This window comes from Paenibacillus yonginensis (genome assembly GCF_001685395.1).
Classification (GTDB): domain Bacteria; phylum Bacillota; class Bacilli; order Paenibacillales; family Paenibacillaceae; genus Fontibacillus; species Fontibacillus yonginensis.
This window is the reverse complement of record NZ_CP014167.1, coordinates 3022635-3043048: the sequence shown is the minus strand read 5'-3', so window position 1 is coordinate 3043048 and position 20414 is coordinate 3022635. Positions and strand designations below refer to the sequence as shown.

Genomic DNA, 20414 nt, shown 5'->3' with positions numbered 1-20414 from the left:
CCATAAATACGCCGGCGATAATGGCGATCAAGGGAACCAGAATGCTTCTGAGCCTGAAATCCGCAGCCGGTTGTACAGAGTGTACCATGTTTTCTCCTGCTCCTCTTCTTGCCGGATCGGGAACAACTTTCCCTAAAGGTTCATTGACGATCCCGTCCGGTTCTTTTTAAGATAAGATATAAGGAAAGGCAAACCATTTACGGACAGATGTCCGAAATAGCATCTATAGTTTACGGACAAATGTCCGTATTGTCAAATTCGATTTGCCAAGGGAGCGTAATGAATGAGAGGGCTTAATGCCGGTAACAAAAATAAGAAGAAATTATCCAAAGGTCCGGAAGCCTTGTCTTCCAAAGGAGTTGCCCAGGTTGAAGATGAATACAAGAAACGGATTCTGAATGTCGTTAAAGACATGCTGCATAAAGGAACCTTCGAGGAGGCAACCATGTCGCAAATCGCCAAGCTGGCGGATATTGGACAAGGCTCTTTATACCGGCGATATGCCAACAAAGGAGAGATCAGCTCGGAGCTGCTCCGCAGAAGCAGCGAAGCGCTGCTGGCCCGGCTGGAGGAGGGGCCGTCCAAGGAGGAGCTGGCCAGGTCGAAAGGCGAACAGGGTCCCGTGGACTCGATAGATTCCAGAGATTCCGTAGATTTGGTCGATCCGCTTGCAGATTATCCCAGTGTTTATCGTTTGAAATGGACGCTGGAGAACATCGTCAATTTCATTGATGAGCAGACGGAGCTTCTGTACGTCATCAAAGCGGAATTTATGGGCAAACATCAATTAACCCAGTTTGAGCATCCTTTTTTTGAGAGGCTGAATGTCTTGATTACGGCTTTATTAACAGAGGCTGCCGGGCGCGGGGAGATGAAGACGGTAAGTCCCTCCTTAGCGGCCAATGCGATCATCGCGGTTGTCAGTCCGGACGTCTATATGTATCAACGCAAACATTATGCCACAACGAAAGAGGAGTTCTGCGAAGGCGTGTTCAGCCTGTTTAAATCGGGTTTAATTGAATAGCGAGCGCCTCAAAGCGAACTAGGGAGGCCGCTTCATCCAAGATGAAGTGGCTTTTTGTCTTGATTTGGCTGCGCTGCTTCATCACCAAATAACTCATAAACAATTTGGGTAAAGTATACATGACAACAGGAAGAAGGGAGACGGAGCTTTTGAAGAAATGGAATTTGATTGCAGCCGTTTTGGTAATCGTCCTGATGATTGCCGGCTGCGGGAACAACAAAAACAACGCCGAACCTTCCCCAAGTCCGGGGAACGCCCAGGGAACTACACCGGAGGTTTCCTCCGGCAACGGTAACGGTGGTGAAGGCGCTTTGGCCGCGGTCCAGAAGCGGGGTTCGCTCCTGATCGGGACAGAGGGAACTTATGCGCCCTTTTCCTTTCACGATGCCGGCGGTACGCTGACCGGCTTTGACGTGGACATAGCCAAGGAGATAGCCAAACGACTCGGCGTGAAAGCAGAGTTTGTTGAAACTCAATGGGACGGCATGATAGCCGGTCTGGACGCCAAACGCTTTGATGCGGTGTTTAACGAGGTGTCCATCAATGATGAGCGCAAGGCGAAATATGATTTCTCAAGCCCTTACATTGCCTCCAAGGCTGTTTTGATCGTCCGGAAAGACAATACTGATATTAAGAGTTTTGCCGATCTCAAGGGGAAAAAAGCCGGCCAGACGCTGACCAGCAATCTCGGGAAGATTGCCAAAGAGAATGGGGCCGAGATCGTAGATATCGACGGCTTCAATCAGGCCATTGATCTGCTCAATTCCAAGCGGATTGACGCCACGATCAATGACAACCTGTCTTATCTGGATCTCAAGAAGCAGAAACCCGATATCCCGCTGAAGATCGTGGATGAAGAGGCAAACGCCTCGCAAAGCGCTGCCCTCTTCCGCAAAGGGGAAACAGACCTGGTGGACGCCGTTAATCAGGCTCTTGCCGATATGCAGAAGGACGGTACTTACCTCAGCATTTCCAAAAAATATTTTGGCGAGGATGTTTCGAAATAAGGCCAAAGCCCAAAGCCCAAAGGATGGTTTGACCTATGGATGACCGTAAAATTCAAATCTTTATCGATTCGCTGCTGCCCCTGCTGAAAGCAGGGGTGGCTTTCACGATTCCGCTGACTTTGATTTCGTTTGCGCTTGGACTTATTCTGGCGATTCTGACGGCTCTGGCGAGACTTTCGAATATCGGGGTGCTCAGACAGCTCGCCCGTTTTTATGTATGGATCATTCGAGGCACACCGCTGCTGCTCCAGCTCTTTATTATTTTCTATGGGCTGCCGTCTGTAGGCATTACGCTCGACCCTTTTCCCGCAGCGGTGATTGGATTTACCCTCAGTGTCGGCGCTTATGGATCGGAGATCGTCCGGGCCGCGATTTTGTCGATTCCGAACGGCCAATGGGAGGCTGCCGATTCGCTTGGCATGACCAGAATCCAGGCTTTGCGGCGTATAATTTTACCTCAGGCCGCCAGAGTTTCAGTGCCGCCATTGGCAAACTCTTTTATCAGCCTGGTGAAGGATACTTCATTGGCTGGAACCATTACTTACGTAGAGCTGTTTAAGAAATCCCAGCAGATAACGGCCACCACATATGAACCTTTGCTGATCTATTCCGAAGCGGGACTAATTTATCTTCTCTTCTGTACGGTGTTGTCGGCGCTGCAAAATAACCTGGAAAGACGGCTTGCCCGTTATTCGGCGCGATAGGAGGGGACCCTATGATCCAAATTCAAAATTTGCATAAATCGTTTGGAGCCCTTGAGGTGCTGAAAGGCATTGATCTTTCCTTGGAAAAAGGCAAGGTGCTTGTCATTATCGGCCCTTCGGGCTCGGGCAAGACTACCCTGCTGCGCTGTCTGAACCTGCTGGAAACGCCTGACGAAGGACGTCTTACGGTAGGTGACGTCACGCTGGATTTTCATGCGGGGTCCAGGCCTAAACCGAAGGAAGTGCTGGCGCTGCGCAAACGAACGGGTATGGTGTTCCAGTCGTATAATTTGTTTCCGCATATGACGGCGCTGGCGAATGTGATGGAAGCCCAGATCACGGTACAGGGGAAAAGCAAGGAGGAAGCGAGAAGACGGGCGGCTGAACTGCTGGGCAAGGTGGGTCTGGCGGATAAGGCGGATAATTATCCGCATCAGCTTTCCGGGGGCCAGCAGCAGCGGGTCGGCATCGCCCGGGCGATGGCGGTTGACCCGGAAGTGCTGCTGTTTGACGAGCCCACCTCAGCCCTTGACCCCGAACTGGTGAGCGAGGTGCTTAAAGTGATGAAGCAGCTCGCAGCCGAAGGCATGACGATGGCCGTTGTCACCCATGAAATGAAATTTGCGGCCGATGTGGCGGATCAGGTGATTCTGATTGATCAGGGCCAAATTATCGAGCAGGGGCCGCCTTCCGAGGTGCTGCAGCACCCGTCAAGTCCGCGGGCCGCTGCTTTCCTGAATGTGCTGACGCAAAGGGATATTTAAGGAATTTGGACCTTTCAGGTTTAAATTTATTTAGAGTCTGCGCCCATCCCATGCAAAATCAGTTGAATCAGCTCATCCGTGGCAGCCTGCTCATCCCAGGGACGATCAGGGAACAGCAGGAATTTCTCTGCGAACAGCCCCATAATGGTCGAAGCCATAAAACGCAAAGCTGTTTCCGGTTTGATCTCTTTGCTAAGCTGGCCTTTTTCCTGGTAATAAACCATGATTTCACGGATCCGCGAACCGACAGGGGCCCCGACCTGTTCCAGGAAAGCTTTCTTCAAATCCGGCTGAAACGGGATTTCCTGAATCAGGATTTTGATTACTTTCATATGTTTGCGGGCAAAGTCGATCCGGTTCTCGATCACGGCCCGGAGAAACTCCTCAAAGGTTTCATATTGGGCGCTCAGCACAGCCTGGAAGTTGCGGATAATAAAAGGAGCAACAAGACGGCTCATAAGCGGTGTCACGATCGAGAGCAGCAGCTCTTTTTTTGTTTTATAATGTCTGAAAATCGTCCCTTCGGCAACGCCCGCCCGCTGGGCGATTTCGCTTGTAGAAGCGGCGGCATACCCTTTTTCGGAAAATATATCCACGGCTGATCGAACGATCTGCAGCTGTTTGGCGGTCATTTTGCGCTCGTCCTCCATCGCTGATAGCTCTTCCAGCCACTGTTCAATCTCCCGGTCCTGCTGACGGTTCATTTGAAAGTCTCCTTTCTGTAAACACACCCTTTCATTTTAGCATATGAATTCGCAGGCAGAGCTAGATTTTGCGGTGTTTGCGAAGAGCCGCTACATTAAGCAGCGTGAATAGCAGGCAGAAACCAATGAGCACAACCAGGTTTACGGCTATTCCGTTCCAGCCCTGCCCTCGGATCATAACATCGGTCATAGCTTGCGAACCGTAATACAACGGCATAATGAAACGTAAAGCAGCCAGCCAACCGGGCAGCGTATCCAGATTAAACAATCCGGATAGGAACAGCTGCGGAACGATAATTAACGGGATGAACTGAATCATCTGCAGCTCGTTGCTGGCGTAAGCCGATAGCAAAATGCCCAAGGTCAGTGCGGTCATGGACAGCAGCAGGGTGAGCAGCAGCACAAGTCCGAAAGACCCTGCCATTTCAATACCGAGCACCTTGATGCTGTACCAGGTAATGAGCAGCGCTTGAGCTAAGGTAAACAAGCCGAAGCCGCCCAGGTAGCCGAGTACGATTTCCGAGCGGCGAATCGGGGAGGCGAGCAGTCTCTCGAGTGTACCGGAGGTCCGTTCGCGCAGAAAAGCCACGCCCGCAATAAGGAAAACAAAGAAAAAAATAAAAAATCCGATCAGCACCGGACCGATATGGTCAATCGTGCTCATATCCTCTGATCCGTGCAGATAAGAGATTTCAGGAGAGAATCGAAGGTTCTCGGTCCCCTCAGAGGACGGAGGCTGTGCAGGCGGCTGTGCGGTTGTCATCTTTTGAATAACGGTCATGACAGCGCGGTTTGCGGTCGGATCACTGCCTTCAAGCCGGATCGCAAGTCTATTTTCTTGAACCGAAACCAAAGCATCCAGTTTGTGGTCTTCCAGCGCCTTTTCCGCCAAATCGTTTGAAGGATATTGAAGCACTTCGGCATTTTGAGCTTCGAGCTGGCCAGCCAAAGCTTCCTGCGATACGGATGTGGAGCCAGAGCTGGCCATGCCGATGCGCGGCACGTAAGCCGAGCCGTTGAATACAAGGTTCATCAAGGTGAGCACGAGAAGAGGAGCGATAAACATCAGAGCTACCGTTCGCTTATCCCGTCTAAACTGCCGCAGCGTGCGGAGGATGACGGCTCGGATTCTCATAAGTTCCCACCTCCCAATTTAATGAACGCATCTTCGATTTGTTCCGATCCTGTTTGTTTGAGCAGCGCCGCAGGAGAACCCTCGGCTAAAATACGTCCATCCCGGATCATGGCCAGCCGGTTGCATTTATCCGCTTCATCCATAACATGGGTGGTAAGCACAACCGTGGTTCCTTGTTGGGCCAGCGTCCTCAGCTCCGCCCAGATCGAGCGGCGAAGCATCGGATCGATCCCCACCGTAGGTTCATCAAGCAGCAGCACCGGCGGTTCGTGCAGCAGGGCAATCGCAAGCGATAATCTCCGTTTCATGCCGCCTGAATACTGCCAGATTTTTTTGCTTAAATGCTCGCTTAGTCCCACAAGCTCTGCCGTTTCCGTGATCCGGTCGAGGCATCGCTTTCCTTTGAGCCCGTACAATGCAGCGAAGAACTCCATGTTCTCGCGGGCGGTCAGCTCTTGATACAAAGCGTCTGCCTGAGCCATATAGCCGATTTGCTGGAGCATGGCCCGTTTGGGGAGCAGGGTGCCGAGCAGCCTGATTTCTCCCGAGGTTGGAACGTCGATGCCGGCTAACAATTTGACGAGGGTTGTTTTTCCGGAGCCTGAGGGTCCTAGCAATCCAAAGATTTCAGCCGGGTTAATCTCAAGGTGAATAGCATCCAGAATCGTTTTGCCTGAAAAATTTTTGTTTACTTGTCGGGCAGAGAGGACGGGTGCCGTGGAGCTTTCCAAAAAAATCACATCCTGTCTCATAAAATGAGTGATTACTCACTTTTTTATTTGCGTTTATTGTAATCCCTGGCGGCTGGAAAGTAAATCCTCTTTTTGTACTTGCGCGCGCTGATTAGATGCTGCTGGGTCACAAAAAATTAGACCGGCGCTTACGCACCGGTCTGTGAATCACATTACTATTATTTTTCGTTCCGCTGCAAGTCCCCGCAGCTGAACGTTGATTTGTTCTTTCTCATCCTCTGTGAGCAGGAGATGAATGCCATAATCATGGCTGAAGCCGTCCAAATTCCGCTGCCAGCGAATCTGGCCGGGAAAGATAAACTGTTGTTCGTTCAAGCGAAGGTGGATTCGGCATTCAATGAAATGCTCGGAGGCTTTCAAATCCAGCGCGGAACGGATCTTGCAGCCATTTTTGCTGATGTCGATCACTTGGGCGGGAATCAGCTTCCCTGAGAGTGACATCCGGTTGACGGTAGTCAACTCCAGCTGACATTCCACCGGCTCTTGCATCGAATAACGAAAGGGTTCTTTTCTACGTGTAATCATCAAGCAAACCTCCGGCAACAGACATTTGCTCAATTATACCAGAATTCGACAAATAGAACATAATAATTGCAAAAATCGAGACGCTACTGTCCGGAAGCCTGCTTGGCATGACGGTACAGCTCGGCATAATAACCGTGCCGCGCCAGGAGTTGATCGTGTGTGCCCTGTTCAACTGCCCGGCCATGCTTCATCACGATGATCCGGTCGGCGTGCATGACGGTAGATAAGCGGTGGGCAATCACGATTGTTGTCCGTCCCTTGGAGACGCTCTGCAGCGCGTCCTGAACCAGCTGCTCTGTTTGCGAGTCGAGATTTGCGGTTGCTTCGTCCAGAATCAGAATTTTCGGTTTAAATACCACAATACGGGCAAAGGAAATGAGCTGCCGTTCCCCGGCTGAAAGCCCGCTGCCCCTTTCCGTAAGAGGCGTTTCATAACCGCCGGGCATCCGCATAATCATGTCGTGAGCGCCGACGAACTGACAGGCCTCGACGACTTTTTCCCGGGAAATATCCTTCTGAAACAAACGGACATTATCCAGAATGCTGCCCGAGAACAGGTAGGGCTCCTGTTGAATCAAACCTACGATCCGGTGAATCCGGCTTTGGGGGAGCCGCCGAATATCAATGCCGTCGATTTCGATGCTGCCCCGTGTCACGTCATAGAAGCGGTTGAGCAGGCTGATCAGCGTGCTTTTGCCCGCCCCGGTTGTTCCTACTACCCCGATCATTTCACCAGCGGCAATGTGAAGATCCAGATCGGGAATAACGGTCTGGCTGCTGGTATAACCAAAGGAAATGTGATTAAAGTCGACTCTGCCTTGGACCTGTTCGAGCGGGAGATGGACGGCTTCTTCGGCAGCAGGTTCCTTAACGGCAGGCCTGGTGCTGAATATGCTCCAGATCCGGTCCATGGATACCATGGTGGATTGAAAAGTATTCCACTGCATCGTAATCTGGTTGATCGGAGCAAAAAATTGGCGGATGTAGCTGGTGAAAGCGTACAGGACGCCGACCTCGATCTGCTTATGAAAAACTGCCATGCCGCCCAGCCAAACGACCAGAACTAGCGCGGCATTCCCAAGAAAATCAAACGTTCTGTTGAACAGCACGTTGGCGCGGACCTCACGCATGTTGCCTTCCCAATAGCTTTGATTGTGCTCGGTGAACCGGCGCGTCTGTTCTTCCTCCTGACGAAAGGCCTGAATAAGCCCCATACCCGACAGGTTCTCGGCAATAAAGCCGATCAGCCGGGACAGGCGGCTCCGCGTCGTCTGATAAGCTTCGCGCAGATAACGGCGGAACAGGAAGGCCACGATTCCGATCACCGGCAAAGCAATCAGGCAATACCAGGCCAATGTTGCATCCAGCTGAAACATAAACACGATGATCAGAACAAGCGTCATCCCGTCGCGGATCAGACTGAGCAGCACCTGCGTGAAGAATTGGCTGATCGTCTCCGTATCGCTGGATACGTTTGTTACGAGGCTGCCGCGATGGACTTTATCGAAATAAGACATGGACAGCTTGGAGATGTGCCCGAACAAATCGTTGCGGATTTTGGCCACAATGCTTTGTCCGGCGTACTGCAGCAGGTTGTTCTGCAGATAAGTGAAGATAAAGCTGATGATAGAAATGCCGAGATAAACGGCGGCAATGATGCCGATCAAGTCGAAATCTTTTTTTCCAATCGCTAAATGATCGTCAATCGCAATTTTAACGAGATAAGGCTGAAGCAGATCCGCGGAAATGCCAAGCAGTGCGCACACAAACACACCTGAGAAAGCCAGCTTGTGAGGTTTCGCGTAGGCAAAGACCGCTTTGAAGGCTTCAAGGGAACCCTTTTTCTCTGGTTTCGGTTTGCTGTTGTCTCCCGGTAAAGCGTTAACGGCCGAGCTAGGCATGCTGCAATCCCTCCTGTTGAATGCGGTATAAAGAAGCGTACAATCCGTCCGGATCACGCAGAAGCTGATCGTGTGTACCCCTTTGTGCAATTCTTCCTTGATCCAGAACGACGATTTCATCGGCGTGCTGCACGCTGCTGATCCGGTGTGCAATAATCAACGTTGTTTTGCCCGTGCGTTCACGGACCAGATTGTTCAGGATTCCCGCTTCCGTAACGGCATCTACCGCGCTCATGCTGTCATCAAGGATCAGCAGCTCAGGTTTCTTCATCAGGCCGCGCGCCAGGCTGGCCCTTTGCCGCTGCCCGCCGGATAACGTTACGCCGCGTTCACCGAGCCGGGTTTGGAAGCCTTCCGGGAAGGAATTGACGCTTTCAAGCAGTAAAGCTTGGTCAGCTGCAATCTGCACTTGATCCAAGCTGGCGGAGCGGTCGCTAAACGCGATGTTATCGGCTATGTCGGTGCTGAACAGGAAGCCGTCCTGCGGCACATATCCGATCTTTCGGCGGAGCGATTCAAGCGTCACCCCGGTGATATCCTGCTGATTGACCCGAATGGTGCCTGCAGGCGGTTCATAAATGCGCAGCAGCAGCTTGGCGAGCGTGGTTTTGCCGCTGCCTGTCCGCCCAATCAAACCGACGGTATGACCCTGCGGAATTTTAAAGCTGATATCCTTCAGGGAATATTCGCCGGAATCCGGATAAGAGAACGTCAAATGATTGAATTCGATGCTGCCTACACGGCGCAGCGGTCGGGCATTTTCCTGATCCCTGACGCTCGGGATTTGGGCGAGAAGCCGGTTGACCCGGTCCAGCGAGGCTCCGGAACGCTGCATCATGTTAATGACATTTCCTATGGTCTGCAGAGGTCCGGTCAGCATGCGCAGATAGAAGGTCAGGGCGACGAAGCTTCCCAGCGTCATTTTGTCATGCAGCGTCATATAACCGCCAACCAGAAGGGAGACAACAAGCGAAAGCGCACCCAGAAAAGGAAGCGCCGCCTGAAACAGGGAGGAGAGCCGGACCAGATGAAGCTGGGCTCCTTTGACCTGTTCAACGGAAGCTCCAAACCGGCTTTGCGCGGTTGGTTCGATGGCGAATGTCTTGGTTACGCGGATGCCGCCAATCTGTTCGTCCGCCGATTCGGTCATGGAGGCCAGATTCTCCTGCACCGACATGGATCTCTGCCGGATGCGGGGACCGAAATAGGTAACCAGGAACGGAATGGCAGCCAGCGGGCAGACGCTGACCAGCATCAGAGTTAATGGAATTCCCGAGAACAGCATCATTACTACGCAGGAGATCACCATAAACACAGCATTGGTCGTTTGCGTAACGCCAAAAGAAATGGCTTCACGCACAGAGGTGACATCATTCATTACATAACTGAGCAGTTTGCCCGTGCCTTGTTTGGAGAAGAAATCTTCAGCAAGCCGGGAGAACTGGGTAAAAATCTTTCCCCGCGTCAGGAACTCAAACCGGCGTCCCAGCTTCATAATCGTAAATTGTCCTATGCCAAAGAATGCGCCGTAGCTGACGGCAATGGCCAGCAGAACCAGGCTGTACCGGACAATCCCGTTTTGGCCTAGCTCTCCGGCTTTCAGCCCGTCTGTAACTTCTCCAAGCACCTTGGGGAGCAATGCCAAAATTCCGTTCGAAACAATGATCAAAATGACGGCTAGCAAATAGAGTTTCTTGTTGGTGCGCAAATAATCCGTGAGTAATCGAAAGCTTTTCAACGGGGCGGTTCCTCCTTCTGACTGTTTCTTGTTGACTCCTACGATAAACACCAAACACATCTATATAAAATATAACATAATTAAAAAATTTAGTTCTCGGAATGCCGAAAGTTTGTGAAGGCGGTCCACTCATTTTTTTGCGGTTTATATATCTTTAAATGATAAATAACCTCACATAAGTATTGTCAAAAAGAGAGAGATGGGGTAATGTTTTGAATTAACCACCTATCTTTTTCCACTTAATTATATTAGAACCTCAAATGACTTTAATTCCCACACCATGTCAGTCTATTTAATCCTACTCTGTTTGATTATGTGTTTGATTATGTATTTCCTTCTTTGGCTTCCTGTTCTTTAACCTGCTTGAAATGATGTCGATCCATTTGGCGCAAACGATTATTTCGAGAGAAGGGGATTCCGATGAAAGAAACGGTGCTTGAAATTCAAGAATTGCGAACTCACTTTGTGACCTCCAAGGGAGAGGTTCCTGCAGTCGATGGGGTAAGCCTGGTTGTCCGCCGCGGAGAGGTGCTGGGTGTTGTTGGCGAATCGGGGTGCGGGAAGAGCGTCACCTCGTTATCTGTCCTCCAATTGATCCCCAGGCCTCCCGGCAAAATTGTGCAAGGTTCGATCCTATTCCGCGGGAAAGATTTAGTGGCTTTATCCGAACGGGAGATGCGAAAAATACGCGGCGACCGGATCTCCATGATTTTTCAGGAGCCGATGTCCTCTTTAAACCCGCTATTTACCATCGGTCAACAGCTTGTTGAAGCGGTCAAAATTCATTTGGGGCTGGGCCGCAAGGCAGCCCGCCGGCACGCTATAGGCATGCTGGCCAAAGTCGGCATCCCGCGGCCGGAGTCGGTGATTGATGAATATCCGCATCAATTGTCCGGAGGCATGCGGCAGCGTGTCATGATTGCTATGGCGATCTCGTGCAATCCGGAGCTGCTGATTGCGGATGAGCCGACTACTGCGCTTGATGTGACGATCCAAGCTCAGATTCTGGATTTGCTCAGACAACTGAATGAAGACAACGGCACAACGATGATGATGATTACTCACGATCTTGGTGTCGTAGCGGAAATTTGTACCCGGGTTGTTGTCATGTACGCGGGGAAGATCGTAGAGGAAGCCGGGACGGAGCAGCTGTTTGAGAACCCGCTCCATCCTTACACGCAAGGACTGATTCGATCCATGCCTTTGATGAATGAGGATAGAAAACGGCTGTATTCCATTCCCGGACAAGTTCCTGCTTTGAGTCTCGATATGAAGGGCTGCCGGTTTGCCGATCGCTGCAGCAAGGTGATGCCGATCTGCCGGGAACAGCTTCCGGAGCTGGAGGATAAGGGCTCGGGACAGTACTGCCGATGCTGGCTGTATTCAGCCGTTAAGGAGGACGCTGTATGAACGGACCCAAGCCTGAAGATGTTCTTCTGGAAGTGAATGGTTTGAAGAAATATTACCCTGCCGCTGCGGGGGGCTTGAAGCGCTCAGGCACTTATGTGAAAGCCGTAGATGATGTGAATTTTGCCATCAGACGGGGCGAGACCTTTGGGCTGGTGGGAGAAAGCGGCTGCGGCAAATCCACGACGGGCCGGAGCCTGCTCAGGCTGATAGAGCCTACAGGCGGAACCATCCTGTTTGATGGGCAGGAGCTTACCTCGCTTTCTCCCGAGCAAATGCGGAGAAGCCGGAAGGACATGCAAATGGTTTTCCAGGACCCGTTCTCGTCCCTGGATCCCCGGCAGAACGTCAAACGTATTCTTGAAGAACCTTTAAAGGTTCATGGAATCGGCAGAGGCGCAGAACGGAGGCAGCGAGTGGAACAGCTAATGGATATCGTCGGCCTGCCTATCGGTCATCTTCAGCGGTATCCCCATCAATTCTCCGGCGGGCAGCGGCAGCGGATCGGCATTGCCCGCGCGCTGGCAGTGCAGCCGAAGCTGATTGTCGCCGATGAGCCGGTGTCGGCCCTTGACGTATCGATCCAGTCCCAGGTTATTAATCTGCTGCAGGATTTACAGCAGGAGTTTGGTTTGACCTATTTGTTTATCGCCCACGACTTGAGCGTCGTCAAACATATCTGTGACCGGGTCGCGGTTATGTATTTGGGCCGAATTGTGGAAATAGCCGACAAGCAGGAGCTTTACCAGCATCCACAACATCCGTATACTCAGGCGCTGCTTTCTTCCGTTCCGCAGCCGGATCCCAAAGCGAAACGGCAGCGGATCATTCTGAAGGGGGAGGTGCCGAGTCCGGCTAATGCCCCCCAAGGCTGTGCTTTTCATACCCGATGTCCTCATGTTATGGACATCTGCCGGTTGCAGCGGCCTTTGCTTGCCGATACGGGAGCGGGACACCAGACCGCTTGTTTTCTGTACAGCGAATCGGTAACAGGTGGAGTTTAAGCCTTCTGCTGGCGTTTGTTGGATGGGCCCATGAACAGCGTGTACCAAGTCTTGGTTAGAGCGGGACTCATACCCGTTTTAATATTAAATTTTGGAGAAGAGAAAGGGGTTTGTGGATGAACAAAAGTACAGGTAAACTGCTTTCTTTAATGCTCGGCATGACCCTGTTGTTAAGTGCTTGTGGAGGAGGCAGCTCAAATAATGCCAGCGGGGGATCAGACAATGCGGGGGCTAGCGATCAGCCGTCCTCCTCGGCATCAGCACCTTCCGAATCCACTCAGGACACGCTGATTCTAGGCCGCGGCGGCGATTCCGTTTCGCTTGACGGGTCCATCGTGACGGACGGTGAATCGCTCAAAATCGTGCATCAGGTGTTTGATTCCTTGCTAGAGTACAAAGAGGGCACTACGGAGGTTGAACCGGCTCTGGCTGAGAAATGGGAAATTTCCGCCGACGGCTTGACGTATACCTTTACGCTGCGCCAAGGGGTGAAATTCCATGACGGCACGGATTTTAATGCGGATGCCGTTGTGTTCAACTTCAACCGCTGGAGCGATCCGAACAGCGAATACAAATTTGAAGGGGACTCTTTCGATTATTATGATTCGATGTTTGGACCGGACGGAGCGCGCGTCATCAAGAACGTAACCGCCAAAGACGACCATACCGTTGTGTTTACGCTAAACCAGCCGCAGGCCCCTTTTCTGCAAAATCTGGCGATGACCTGCTTCGGGATTGCCAGTCCGGCGGCCATCAAGGAGAAAAAGGAAAACTTCAAAAACGAACCGGTGGGCACGGGGCCTTTTGTCTTCAAAGAGTGGAAACGAAACGATTCCATTACGTTGGAGAAGAATCCGAACTACTGGAAAGAAGGCCTGCCTAAGCTGAACAAAGTTATCGTTCGTTCCATTCCGGATAACTCGGCACGTTTTAACGCCCTGCAAAACGGGGAGATCGACCTGATGGAAGATGTAAATCCGGACGACTTGACGCTGCTGGAAGCCAATACCTCCCTGCAAAAAATCGAGCGCCCGCCATTTAACGTGGCGTACATCGGCTTCAACACCAAGAAAAAACCTTTCGACGATCCCAAAGTGCGTGTCGCCTTGAACTATGCCGTCAACAAGCAAGGTTTGATCGACGCTTTCTTCGCCGGTCAGGCCAAGCCGGCCGTCAATCCGATGCCGCCTACCTTGTGGGGCTATAATGATCAGATTCAGGATTATACGTATGATCTCGACAAAGCCAAACAATTGCTTTCTGATGCCGGTTATCCGGATGGTCTGCCCGGAGAATACACCTTCTATGCAATGCCGGTATCCAGACCTTACATGCCGGACGGCAAAAAGGTGGCTGAAGCCATCCAGGCTGACTTTGCCAAAATCGGCGTAAAGGTCAATATTGAATCCCCGGAATGGGCGACATACCTGGACGATACGAAAGCAGGGGAGAAAGACGATCTGTACATGCTCGGCTGGACGGGCGACAACGGCGACCCGGACAACTTCATCTACACCCTGCTGGATAAAGACGCCATTCCGGGCAACAACCGCGGTTTCTATGTAAATGAAAATCTGCACAACATTCTGGTCGAAGCGCAGAAAGAAATCGATCAAAATAAACGCTCCGATCTGTACAAGCAGGCTCAGACGATCATTCATGACGATGCGCCGTGGATTCCGCTCGTGTACACGACGCCCATTCTGGCCGCCAAAGCCAACCTGAAAGGGTTCATTCCGAATCCAACAGGAACCGAATACTACAGCAGCGTTTATTTTGAGTAATAGACTGTGGTCAGACAGACGATTTCTAGCGGCCCGTTAATCGGGCCGTTCTACTCTCCGATTCGGCAGGTGAAATAGCGATGAATTCGTATGTGCTGAAACGCATTTTTGTGCTGATCCCGGTTTTGGTGGGGATGACCCTGATCGTATTTTCCATTATTCATGCCATTCCTGGGGATCCGGCTGAGACCATCCTGGGTCAGAAGGCGACCGAACAATCCAAAGAGGCGCTCCGGGAACAGCTGGGTTTGGACAAACCGTGGCTGCAGCAATACTTCATGTATGTCGGAGATCTGCTGAAGGGCGATCTAGGCGAGTCCATCCGCACCAAGGTTCCCATCGCCAAAGAGATTACGCCGTACCTCGCTGCTACGCTGGAACTGACTTTTACAGCAATGCTGTTTGCCTTGATTATCGGCATTAACGCGGGCATCCTCAGCGCCTGGAAGCAGAACTCCTGGTTCGATTATGCGGCTATGCTGCTTGCGCTGATCGGGATCTCGATGCCGATCTTCTGGCTGGGACTGATGGAGCAGTGGTTATTCTCCATTAAGCTGCACTGGCTTCCCTCCATCGGACGAATGGATCAGCGCAATCCTTTGGAGACCCAAACCGGCCTTTATGTGCTGGATGCGATCATCCAGGGGAAATGGGACCAGCTCTGGATCGTGATCAAACATTTGATCCTGCCGAGCATTGCGCTTGGAACCATTCCTATGGCGGTGATCGCCCGCATGACTCGCTCAAGCATGCTGGAAGTGATGAAATCCGATTATATCCGGACGGCAAGATCCAAAGGTCTGCCTCAGTTTCTTGTCGTGTACAAGCACGCATTAAAAAATGCCTTCATCCCCGTATTAACCGTCGTGGGCCTGCAGACAGGTTCGCTGCTAGGCGGGGCAGTATTGACGGAGACGATCTTTGCCTGGCCGGGCGTCGGCCGATATCTGTATGACGCGATAAGCTACCGCGATTATCCGGTCATTCAAACCGGGATTCTGATCATTGCCTTTATCTTCGTTGTGATCAATCTAATTGTCGATCTTCTGTATGCAGCGATTGACCGCCGGATCAAATACCGTTAAGGAGGGATGAGCATGGCAGATGCAGCAGTAACGACGACGGGGGGAACGCCGCCGGCCATCCCCTCCAGGGCTGAAGGGCCAGCCAGGGAAACCTGGCAGTCCTTTCGAAGGAACAAGCTGGCTATGCTGGGACTTGTGATCATCGGGTTGTTTATCCTGCTGGCCATTTTCGCGCCGTTAATTGCCCCTTATGATTTCAAAGAGCAGCAGCTGATGGACCGGCTCAAGGCGCCATCGGGCAAACACTGGCTTGGTACCGACGATTTGGGGAGGGATTTGTTCAGCCGGGTCATATACGGAGCGCGGATTTCGCTTTGGGTTGGTTTTTCCTCTGTGGTCGGTTCGATTATTTTGGGGACTTTTCTCGGCATTCTGGCCGGCTTCTATGGCAAATGGCTAGACATGCTGATCTCTCGTTTTTTTGATATTTTACTGGCGTTCCCGAGCATGCTGCTGGCGATTGCGATTGTGGCGGTACTAGGGCCCTCCCTGCAAAATGCGCTGATAGCGATTGCGATCGTTGGCATCCCGGTTTATGGAAGGTTAATCAGGGCTAAAGTGCTTAGCTTGATAAATGAGGAGTTTATTACTGCGGCCAGGTCCATCGGCATGAAAAATGGAGGCATCCTATGGCATCACATCCTGCCTAACAGCTTAAGCCCAATCATCGTACAGGGCACGCTGGGGATTGCGACGGCTATCATCGAGGCTGCGGCCCTCGGCTTTCTGGGCCTTGGAGCACAACCGCCGGCGCCGGAGTGGGGCAAAATGCTGGCAGATTCCCGCCAGTTCATTCAAATTGCACCGTGGACGGTTATTTTCCCTGGAGTGTCTATCATGCTTACCGTGTTAGGGTTCAACCTGATGGGGGACGGTCTGCGCGATGCCTTAGACCCAAAAATGAAGAATTGATTCTAGAAACAACAAAATCCGCGTCTGCTGTAAACGAGCAGAACGCGGATTTTGTTGTTCGTAACGAGGGGATGAGTTGTCTTAAGACTATTCGCCAAGCAGCTCAGGCAAATTAGGTTCAATCGCTGCTGGCTCCGTTCTGGAGCTGTAGCGTTTCACGACCTTTCCGGTACGGTCAACAAGGAATTTGGCGAAATTCCATTCAATATCGCCCGCAGGCTCTTCCTGAGGGGCGTTCTCTTTCAAATATTTGTACAGCGGATGAGTGTTGTCGCCGTTCACTTCCACTTTGGCGAACATCGGGAAGCTGACCTGATAGTTCAGCTCGCAAAATTGTTTGATTTCAGCTTCGGTCCCAGGCTCTTGTCCGGCAAATTGATTGCAGGGGAAGCCGAGAACCGTGAACCCTTTATCTTTATAGGTGTCGTACAGCGACTGCAAACCTTTGTATTGAGGCGTTAATCCGCAGGCGCTGGCTGTGTTGACGATCAGCAGGACTTGTCCTGCGTAGGGTTGAAGAGTGGTAGCTTCACCATCAATGGTTTTTACTTGAATGCTGTACAGATCGGACATGTTAATTCCTCCTTATCTTTATATGAACAAACTAAACCAGGTCACAGGCTTCCGCCGGCATCCAATGCGCATCCTGACCGTTCCATTTCACATTGCAGCCAATCGGATTGGTTAAGGGAACGCTGACGGCTTGTCCGGCAACGAGCTCCGAAAGGGCCCGCTCCAGATCGTTGACGGTCATTTTCTCCGGATTTCGTGGGTTGTCGATGCCGCGTCCCGTATAGACGAGCTTCCGTTTCTCGTCCAGCACAAAGAAATGAGGTGTCCGCAAAGCGCCGTAAGCCTTGGCCGTTTCCTGCGTTTCATCGCGCAAATAGATCCAGGGGAACCGGTTATCTTCCATTCTTGCTACCATATAATCGAAGGAATCCTGCGGGTTGGTTTGCTCGCTGTTGGCGTTGATTCCAATAAAAGTTACCCCGTCCTTCGTGAATTTATCCGCAGTCTGACGGGTGACTTCATCGGAGCCAAGGACAAACGGGCAATGGTTGCAGGTGAAGAAGACGACCAGAAATCTCGAGGCTTCAAAGCTTTCCAGCGTGTAATGATTTCCGTCAGTTCCTTTCAGATTAAAATCCGGGGCGGATTCGCCAATCTGCAAAGTAAAGCTCATGAATGACACGGCCTCCTCGGGCAGCGGGAAAAGCTGCAATATTTTTAAAAGATTTTATATAGAAGAAATACTTCCTCTTATTCTACATGCTTCCATTCTTCAATGCCATCCATCCTTTCGAATAGAATGAGCTTACAATTCCCGGAAGGTGTTGACGATGTAAAGGTAATTTTGTTTTTTTGCTTCAAACAGATCGGACCGGGTCCACATCAGCACTTGGGTGAAATGGTCTTTGGAGGCTATGATCGTAACCAGATAACTGATTTTGACTTTGTCGACCTCTCCGGTGATGACATATTGGAGGGCCGTCAGTCCGCCGATCGTAATCTGCTCAGGGATCTCTTGCTTGGCGTTTTGAATCGCTTCTTTCATGTTGCTGCTCACCAGCTTGGAGTAGTCGTTGATCGTTGTGTTTGGCGAGAAACCGGAGCGGTCTTCCCTGAGGACCACAATATAATCTTCGGTAGAAGGATGAGAGGCCTGAATGTCGGCTCCTGAAGCCAGGCCGCTATCCTTGCTCCAGCCTTCCGGAATCGTAATGCTGGCATGATGGTCCGAACTGGTGACCAGGGAAATATCGGAGGCGGCGGATCCCAGTACGGGCAGGACCGATGTTTTGGTGTTGGGTTTCATGATCTGGAAGGACTGGATAACCTTCTTGAATTCATCTTTGTACCCGGCAAACAAATCGGAAGTCGACCACGTAATGATCTGATAGAAGGTTCCGTCTTTCTCCAGTACCGCAGCCAGATACCTGACGTTGACGCTGCGGGCTGTCCCGTAGAACTCGACGGTTTTGGCCGGAAGTCCGTCAATCGTGATATCTCCGTTTTCGACGAAGCGGTAGTTCTGAAGCGCTACTTTGGTATCGGCCAGAAGTTTTCTTCGCATGCTGTCCAAAGTGGCGTCTTTAAGAAGATTGGAAGGCATCCGTACAATCAGGCAGTATTTCTCCTTGGAGCGGTCTGATACGCCGAGTACGGCGGCTTTGTTCAGGTTGTCGTCCCGAACCCAGCCTTGGGGAAAGGTGAGGCCAAGACTTCCGTCGACGTCTTCAATTCTATTAACGCTCTGCAAGGAAGAAGACGTCTTGGACAGGGGCAGCGCACCTGTGCGGGACTGGATTTCGTTTGGAAGCTCGTCCGCAGACGGGCGTTTGATGCCGCAGCCTGCCAGCAGGATCATCCCCGAAATGGCCGCGATTGCCAGCTTGGTGAAACGAATTCCGGTTGTTCTCAATTTATAACTCCTCCTTAATTGGAAAATAGGAAGGCCTGTCCGGCATAAGGCTGGTTGGCAGGTGGCGAGAACCAGAATCTCGAACCTCTATGGGCGTAGCCTATTATTCGAAATATATGAGAGGCCTATGAACGTTATGCTATAAAAAGAGAGTACTAGGGGCGCGACGCAAAAAAGCTCTCCCGAAGGAGAGCCGCTCAGCGTCCCAGTCGGGGTACGCTCGCATTGCTCGCGACTTCGCACAGGCTCCCTCACACGGTGCCTTCGCTGCGACGAACCCCTAAAGGGGTTCTCATCCCGAGACGCAAAAAAGCTCTCCCGAAGGAGAGCTTGCTTGAACGTCCCAGAAGGGATTCGAACCCCTGACCGACGGCTTAGAAGGCCGTTGCTCTATCCAGCTGAGCTACTGGGACAAACAATAAAAGCGTGCAAAAGAGAATATACCATACATTTGGCGGGTTAGCAAGGATTTTTTGATGGATATAACTTTTTAATATGACGGTGCGTGTGTTATAATCTACAAATCATTGAAGACGCGGTGGAAGGATGTGAACTTTTATTAACGAGAATCGACAGAGCGGGCGAGATAATCTAGTTCTATTCCCCAAGACGCTCGATTATTACCAGGTCGAACTTACCCGGATGCTGGAAACGGAGCGTTACGCGGAAGCAGCGGATCTGCTTCGCTTTTTGCTGCAGTGCCAGGTCCAGGATGACCGTCATTACGAGGAATGGGAAGCGCTGCTGAAATGGCTGCAGGAGGCTTTCCCGGCAGCTGCGGCAGGGAAAGGCCAGGGCGTTCCGGTCATGGAGCCGGCGGATGAAGCCGAGGAAGCGGATTTTGCGCGCAGGCACGCGGAAATGAAATTTGCGGAAGACCGCGGGTATGCGCTCAAACTGCTGCAGACCGTGACGGAGAAACCCTTGTCCGAGCATACTTTTCTGGCCCTGGAGCAGCTGGCTTTTATCCAGGCGCCGGAAATCGACGAAGCGCTGATCAAATGGCTGGAACGTGAAGAACGGCATCCGATGCTCCAGTTCCGGGTGTTGCAGACCCTGCGGCGGCGTGAGACAAGCGGCGTGGTCCGTCTTTGGAGAGGCGGCGCGCTGACGACGATTGAGATCGACGCCGTGCCCTTAACCCCGGAGGAGTTCCCTCCGGCGGTACAGGATGTGCTGGACCGGGTTGGACAAGAAGCGCAGGTGCACGATCCGGCCATGTTTTATTTTGCCCAGGAGTTCTGGTACCAGTTTATTATGGGCGTGTACGGAACGGCCGATTATGACTCCGTTATTCGGGAGGAAGAGGCGTCGCTGGACATCTGGGCGGCTGCACTGCACCAAACCGTAACGGAAAGCCTGCAGGGCGGAGACGGCAAGGCGGATGAGGAGCTGAGAGCGGCGTACGGCATTACGGATTCGATGCGTTTGCGGTTTGAACAAGCCCATAAGGCGATGAAGCAATTTGCCGCAGCCGGAGCGATTTTTTAAGCGAACAAAGCGAATGGAGACACCCATCTTTTATTTCGGAAAAGATTGACAG

The 20414-nt window shown here is 51.7% G+C and carries 19 protein-coding genes and 1 tRNA gene; 10 read left to right on the top strand and 10 right to left on the bottom strand.

Annotation, left to right across the window (positions count from 1 at the left end):
• Positions 1 to 283: 283 nt before the first annotated feature.
• From AWM70_RS13795 to AWM70_RS13780, 4 genes are all read left to right on the top strand, one after another.
• The gene (locus AWM70_RS13795; RefSeq protein ID WP_068697301.1) at positions 284 to 1024 is read left to right on the top strand and encodes a TetR/AcrR family transcriptional regulator; all 741 of its coding nucleotides are present in this window, start codon (positions 284 to 286) and stop codon (positions 1022 to 1024) included.
• Positions 1025 to 1173: 149 nt separating this feature from the next.
• A complete protein-coding gene (locus AWM70_RS13790) occupies positions 1174 to 2031 on the top strand; it encodes an amino acid ABC transporter substrate-binding protein (protein ID WP_206093354.1) in 858 nt (285 codons plus the stop codon).
• Positions 2032 to 2066: 35 nt separating this feature from the next.
• A complete protein-coding gene (locus AWM70_RS13785) occupies positions 2067 to 2735 on the top strand; it encodes an amino acid ABC transporter permease (RefSeq protein WP_068697299.1) in 669 nt (222 codons plus the stop codon).
• An 11-nt stretch (positions 2736 to 2746) separates the two neighbouring features.
• Positions 2747 to 3499 carry an amino acid ABC transporter ATP-binding protein gene (locus AWM70_RS13780; RefSeq protein ID WP_068697296.1) on the top strand — a complete coding sequence of 251 codons (753 nt, stop codon included), beginning with the start codon at positions 2747 to 2749 and terminating at the stop codon, positions 3497 to 3499.
• 26 nt (positions 3500 to 3525) lie between these two features.
• On the opposite strand, the gene AWM70_RS13775 is transcribed toward AWM70_RS13780, so the two are convergent.
• The 6 genes from AWM70_RS13775 to AWM70_RS13750 all read right to left on the bottom strand — a co-directional run bounded on the left by AWM70_RS13775 (position 3526) and on the right by AWM70_RS13750 (position 10254).
• Positions 3526 to 4203, bottom strand: a complete 678-nt coding sequence (locus AWM70_RS13775; RefSeq protein WP_068697294.1) for a TetR/AcrR family transcriptional regulator — start codon at positions 4201 to 4203, stop codon at positions 3526 to 3528.
• A 61-nt stretch (positions 4204 to 4264) separates the two neighbouring features.
• Complete coding sequence (locus AWM70_RS13770) at positions 4265 to 5338, bottom strand: ABC transporter permease (protein WP_068697292.1); 1074 nt, start codon at positions 5336 to 5338, stop codon at positions 4265 to 4267.
• Complete coding sequence (locus tag AWM70_RS13765; protein WP_068697290.1) at positions 5335 to 6090, bottom strand: ABC transporter ATP-binding protein; 756 nt, start codon at positions 6088 to 6090, stop codon at positions 5335 to 5337. Before AWM70_RS13765 ends, AWM70_RS13770 begins: the two co-directional genes overlap by 4 nt.
• 147 nt (positions 6091 to 6237) lie before the next feature.
• The gene (locus AWM70_RS13760) at positions 6238 to 6615 is read right to left on the bottom strand and encodes a PilZ domain-containing protein (protein ID WP_068697288.1); all 378 of its coding nucleotides are present in this window, start codon (positions 6613 to 6615) and stop codon (positions 6238 to 6240) included.
• A gap of 83 nt (positions 6616 to 6698) precedes the next feature.
• Positions 6699 to 8516 (bottom strand): ABC transporter ATP-binding protein, encoded by a 1818-nt coding sequence (locus AWM70_RS13755; RefSeq protein WP_068697285.1) that lies wholly within the window; start codon positions 8514 to 8516, stop codon positions 6699 to 6701.
• On the bottom strand, positions 8509 to 10254 hold the full coding sequence (locus AWM70_RS13750) for an ABC transporter ATP-binding protein (protein ID WP_068697283.1): 1746 nt from the start codon (positions 10252 to 10254) through the stop codon (positions 8509 to 8511). Before AWM70_RS13750 ends, AWM70_RS13755 begins: the two co-directional genes overlap by 8 nt.
• A gap of 420 nt (positions 10255 to 10674) precedes the next feature.
• Between AWM70_RS13750 and AWM70_RS13745 the strand changes: the two genes are divergently transcribed.
• The 5 genes from AWM70_RS13745 (at position 10675) to AWM70_RS13725 (ending at position 16446) form a co-directional block, all read left to right on the top strand.
• Complete coding sequence (locus AWM70_RS13745) at positions 10675 to 11664, top strand: ABC transporter ATP-binding protein (protein ID WP_068697282.1); 990 nt, start codon at positions 10675 to 10677, stop codon at positions 11662 to 11664.
• The gene (locus AWM70_RS13740; protein WP_068697280.1) at positions 11661 to 12665 is read left to right on the top strand and encodes an ABC transporter ATP-binding protein; all 1005 of its coding nucleotides are present in this window, start codon (positions 11661 to 11663) and stop codon (positions 12663 to 12665) included. The genes AWM70_RS13745 and AWM70_RS13740 overlap by 4 nt, the downstream gene beginning before the upstream one ends.
• A 116-nt stretch (positions 12666 to 12781) precedes the next feature.
• Positions 12782 to 14449: an ABC transporter substrate-binding protein gene (locus AWM70_RS13735; RefSeq protein WP_068697279.1), complete on the top strand. Its 1668-nt coding sequence runs from the start codon at positions 12782 to 12784 to the stop codon at positions 14447 to 14449.
• A gap of 80 nt (positions 14450 to 14529) precedes the next feature.
• Positions 14530 to 15534 (top strand): ABC transporter permease, encoded by a 1005-nt coding sequence (locus AWM70_RS13730; RefSeq protein ID WP_068697276.1) that lies wholly within the window; start codon positions 14530 to 14532, stop codon positions 15532 to 15534.
• Positions 15535 to 15546: 12 nt separating this feature from the next.
• Positions 15547 to 16446: an ABC transporter permease gene (locus tag AWM70_RS13725; RefSeq protein WP_068697274.1), complete on the top strand. Its 900-nt coding sequence runs from the start codon at positions 15547 to 15549 to the stop codon at positions 16444 to 16446.
• Between the two features lie 87 nt (positions 16447 to 16533).
• On the opposite strand, the gene AWM70_RS13720 is transcribed toward AWM70_RS13725, so the two are convergent.
• The 4 genes from AWM70_RS13720 to AWM70_RS13705 form a co-directional block, all read right to left on the bottom strand.
• The gene (locus AWM70_RS13720; RefSeq protein ID WP_068697272.1) at positions 16534 to 17019 is read right to left on the bottom strand and encodes a glutathione peroxidase; all 486 of its coding nucleotides are present in this window, start codon (positions 17017 to 17019) and stop codon (positions 16534 to 16536) included.
• A gap of 31 nt (positions 17020 to 17050) precedes the next feature.
• The gene (locus AWM70_RS13715) at positions 17051 to 17632 is read right to left on the bottom strand and encodes a thioredoxin family protein (protein ID WP_068697270.1); all 582 of its coding nucleotides are present in this window, start codon (positions 17630 to 17632) and stop codon (positions 17051 to 17053) included.
• 132 nt (positions 17633 to 17764) lie between these two features.
• A complete protein-coding gene (locus tag AWM70_RS13710; protein ID WP_068697268.1) occupies positions 17765 to 18871 on the bottom strand; it encodes a hypothetical protein in 1107 nt (368 codons plus the stop codon).
• 339 nt (positions 18872 to 19210) lie between these two features.
• Positions 19211 to 19284, bottom strand: a tRNA-Arg gene (locus AWM70_RS13705).
• A gap of 229 nt (positions 19285 to 19513) precedes the next feature.
• Between AWM70_RS13705 and AWM70_RS13700 the strand changes: the two genes are divergently transcribed.
• Complete coding sequence (locus AWM70_RS13700) at positions 19514 to 20362, top strand: hypothetical protein (protein WP_237167714.1); 849 nt, start codon at positions 19514 to 19516, stop codon at positions 20360 to 20362.
• The last annotated feature ends 52 nt before the right edge of the window (positions 20363 to 20414 follow it).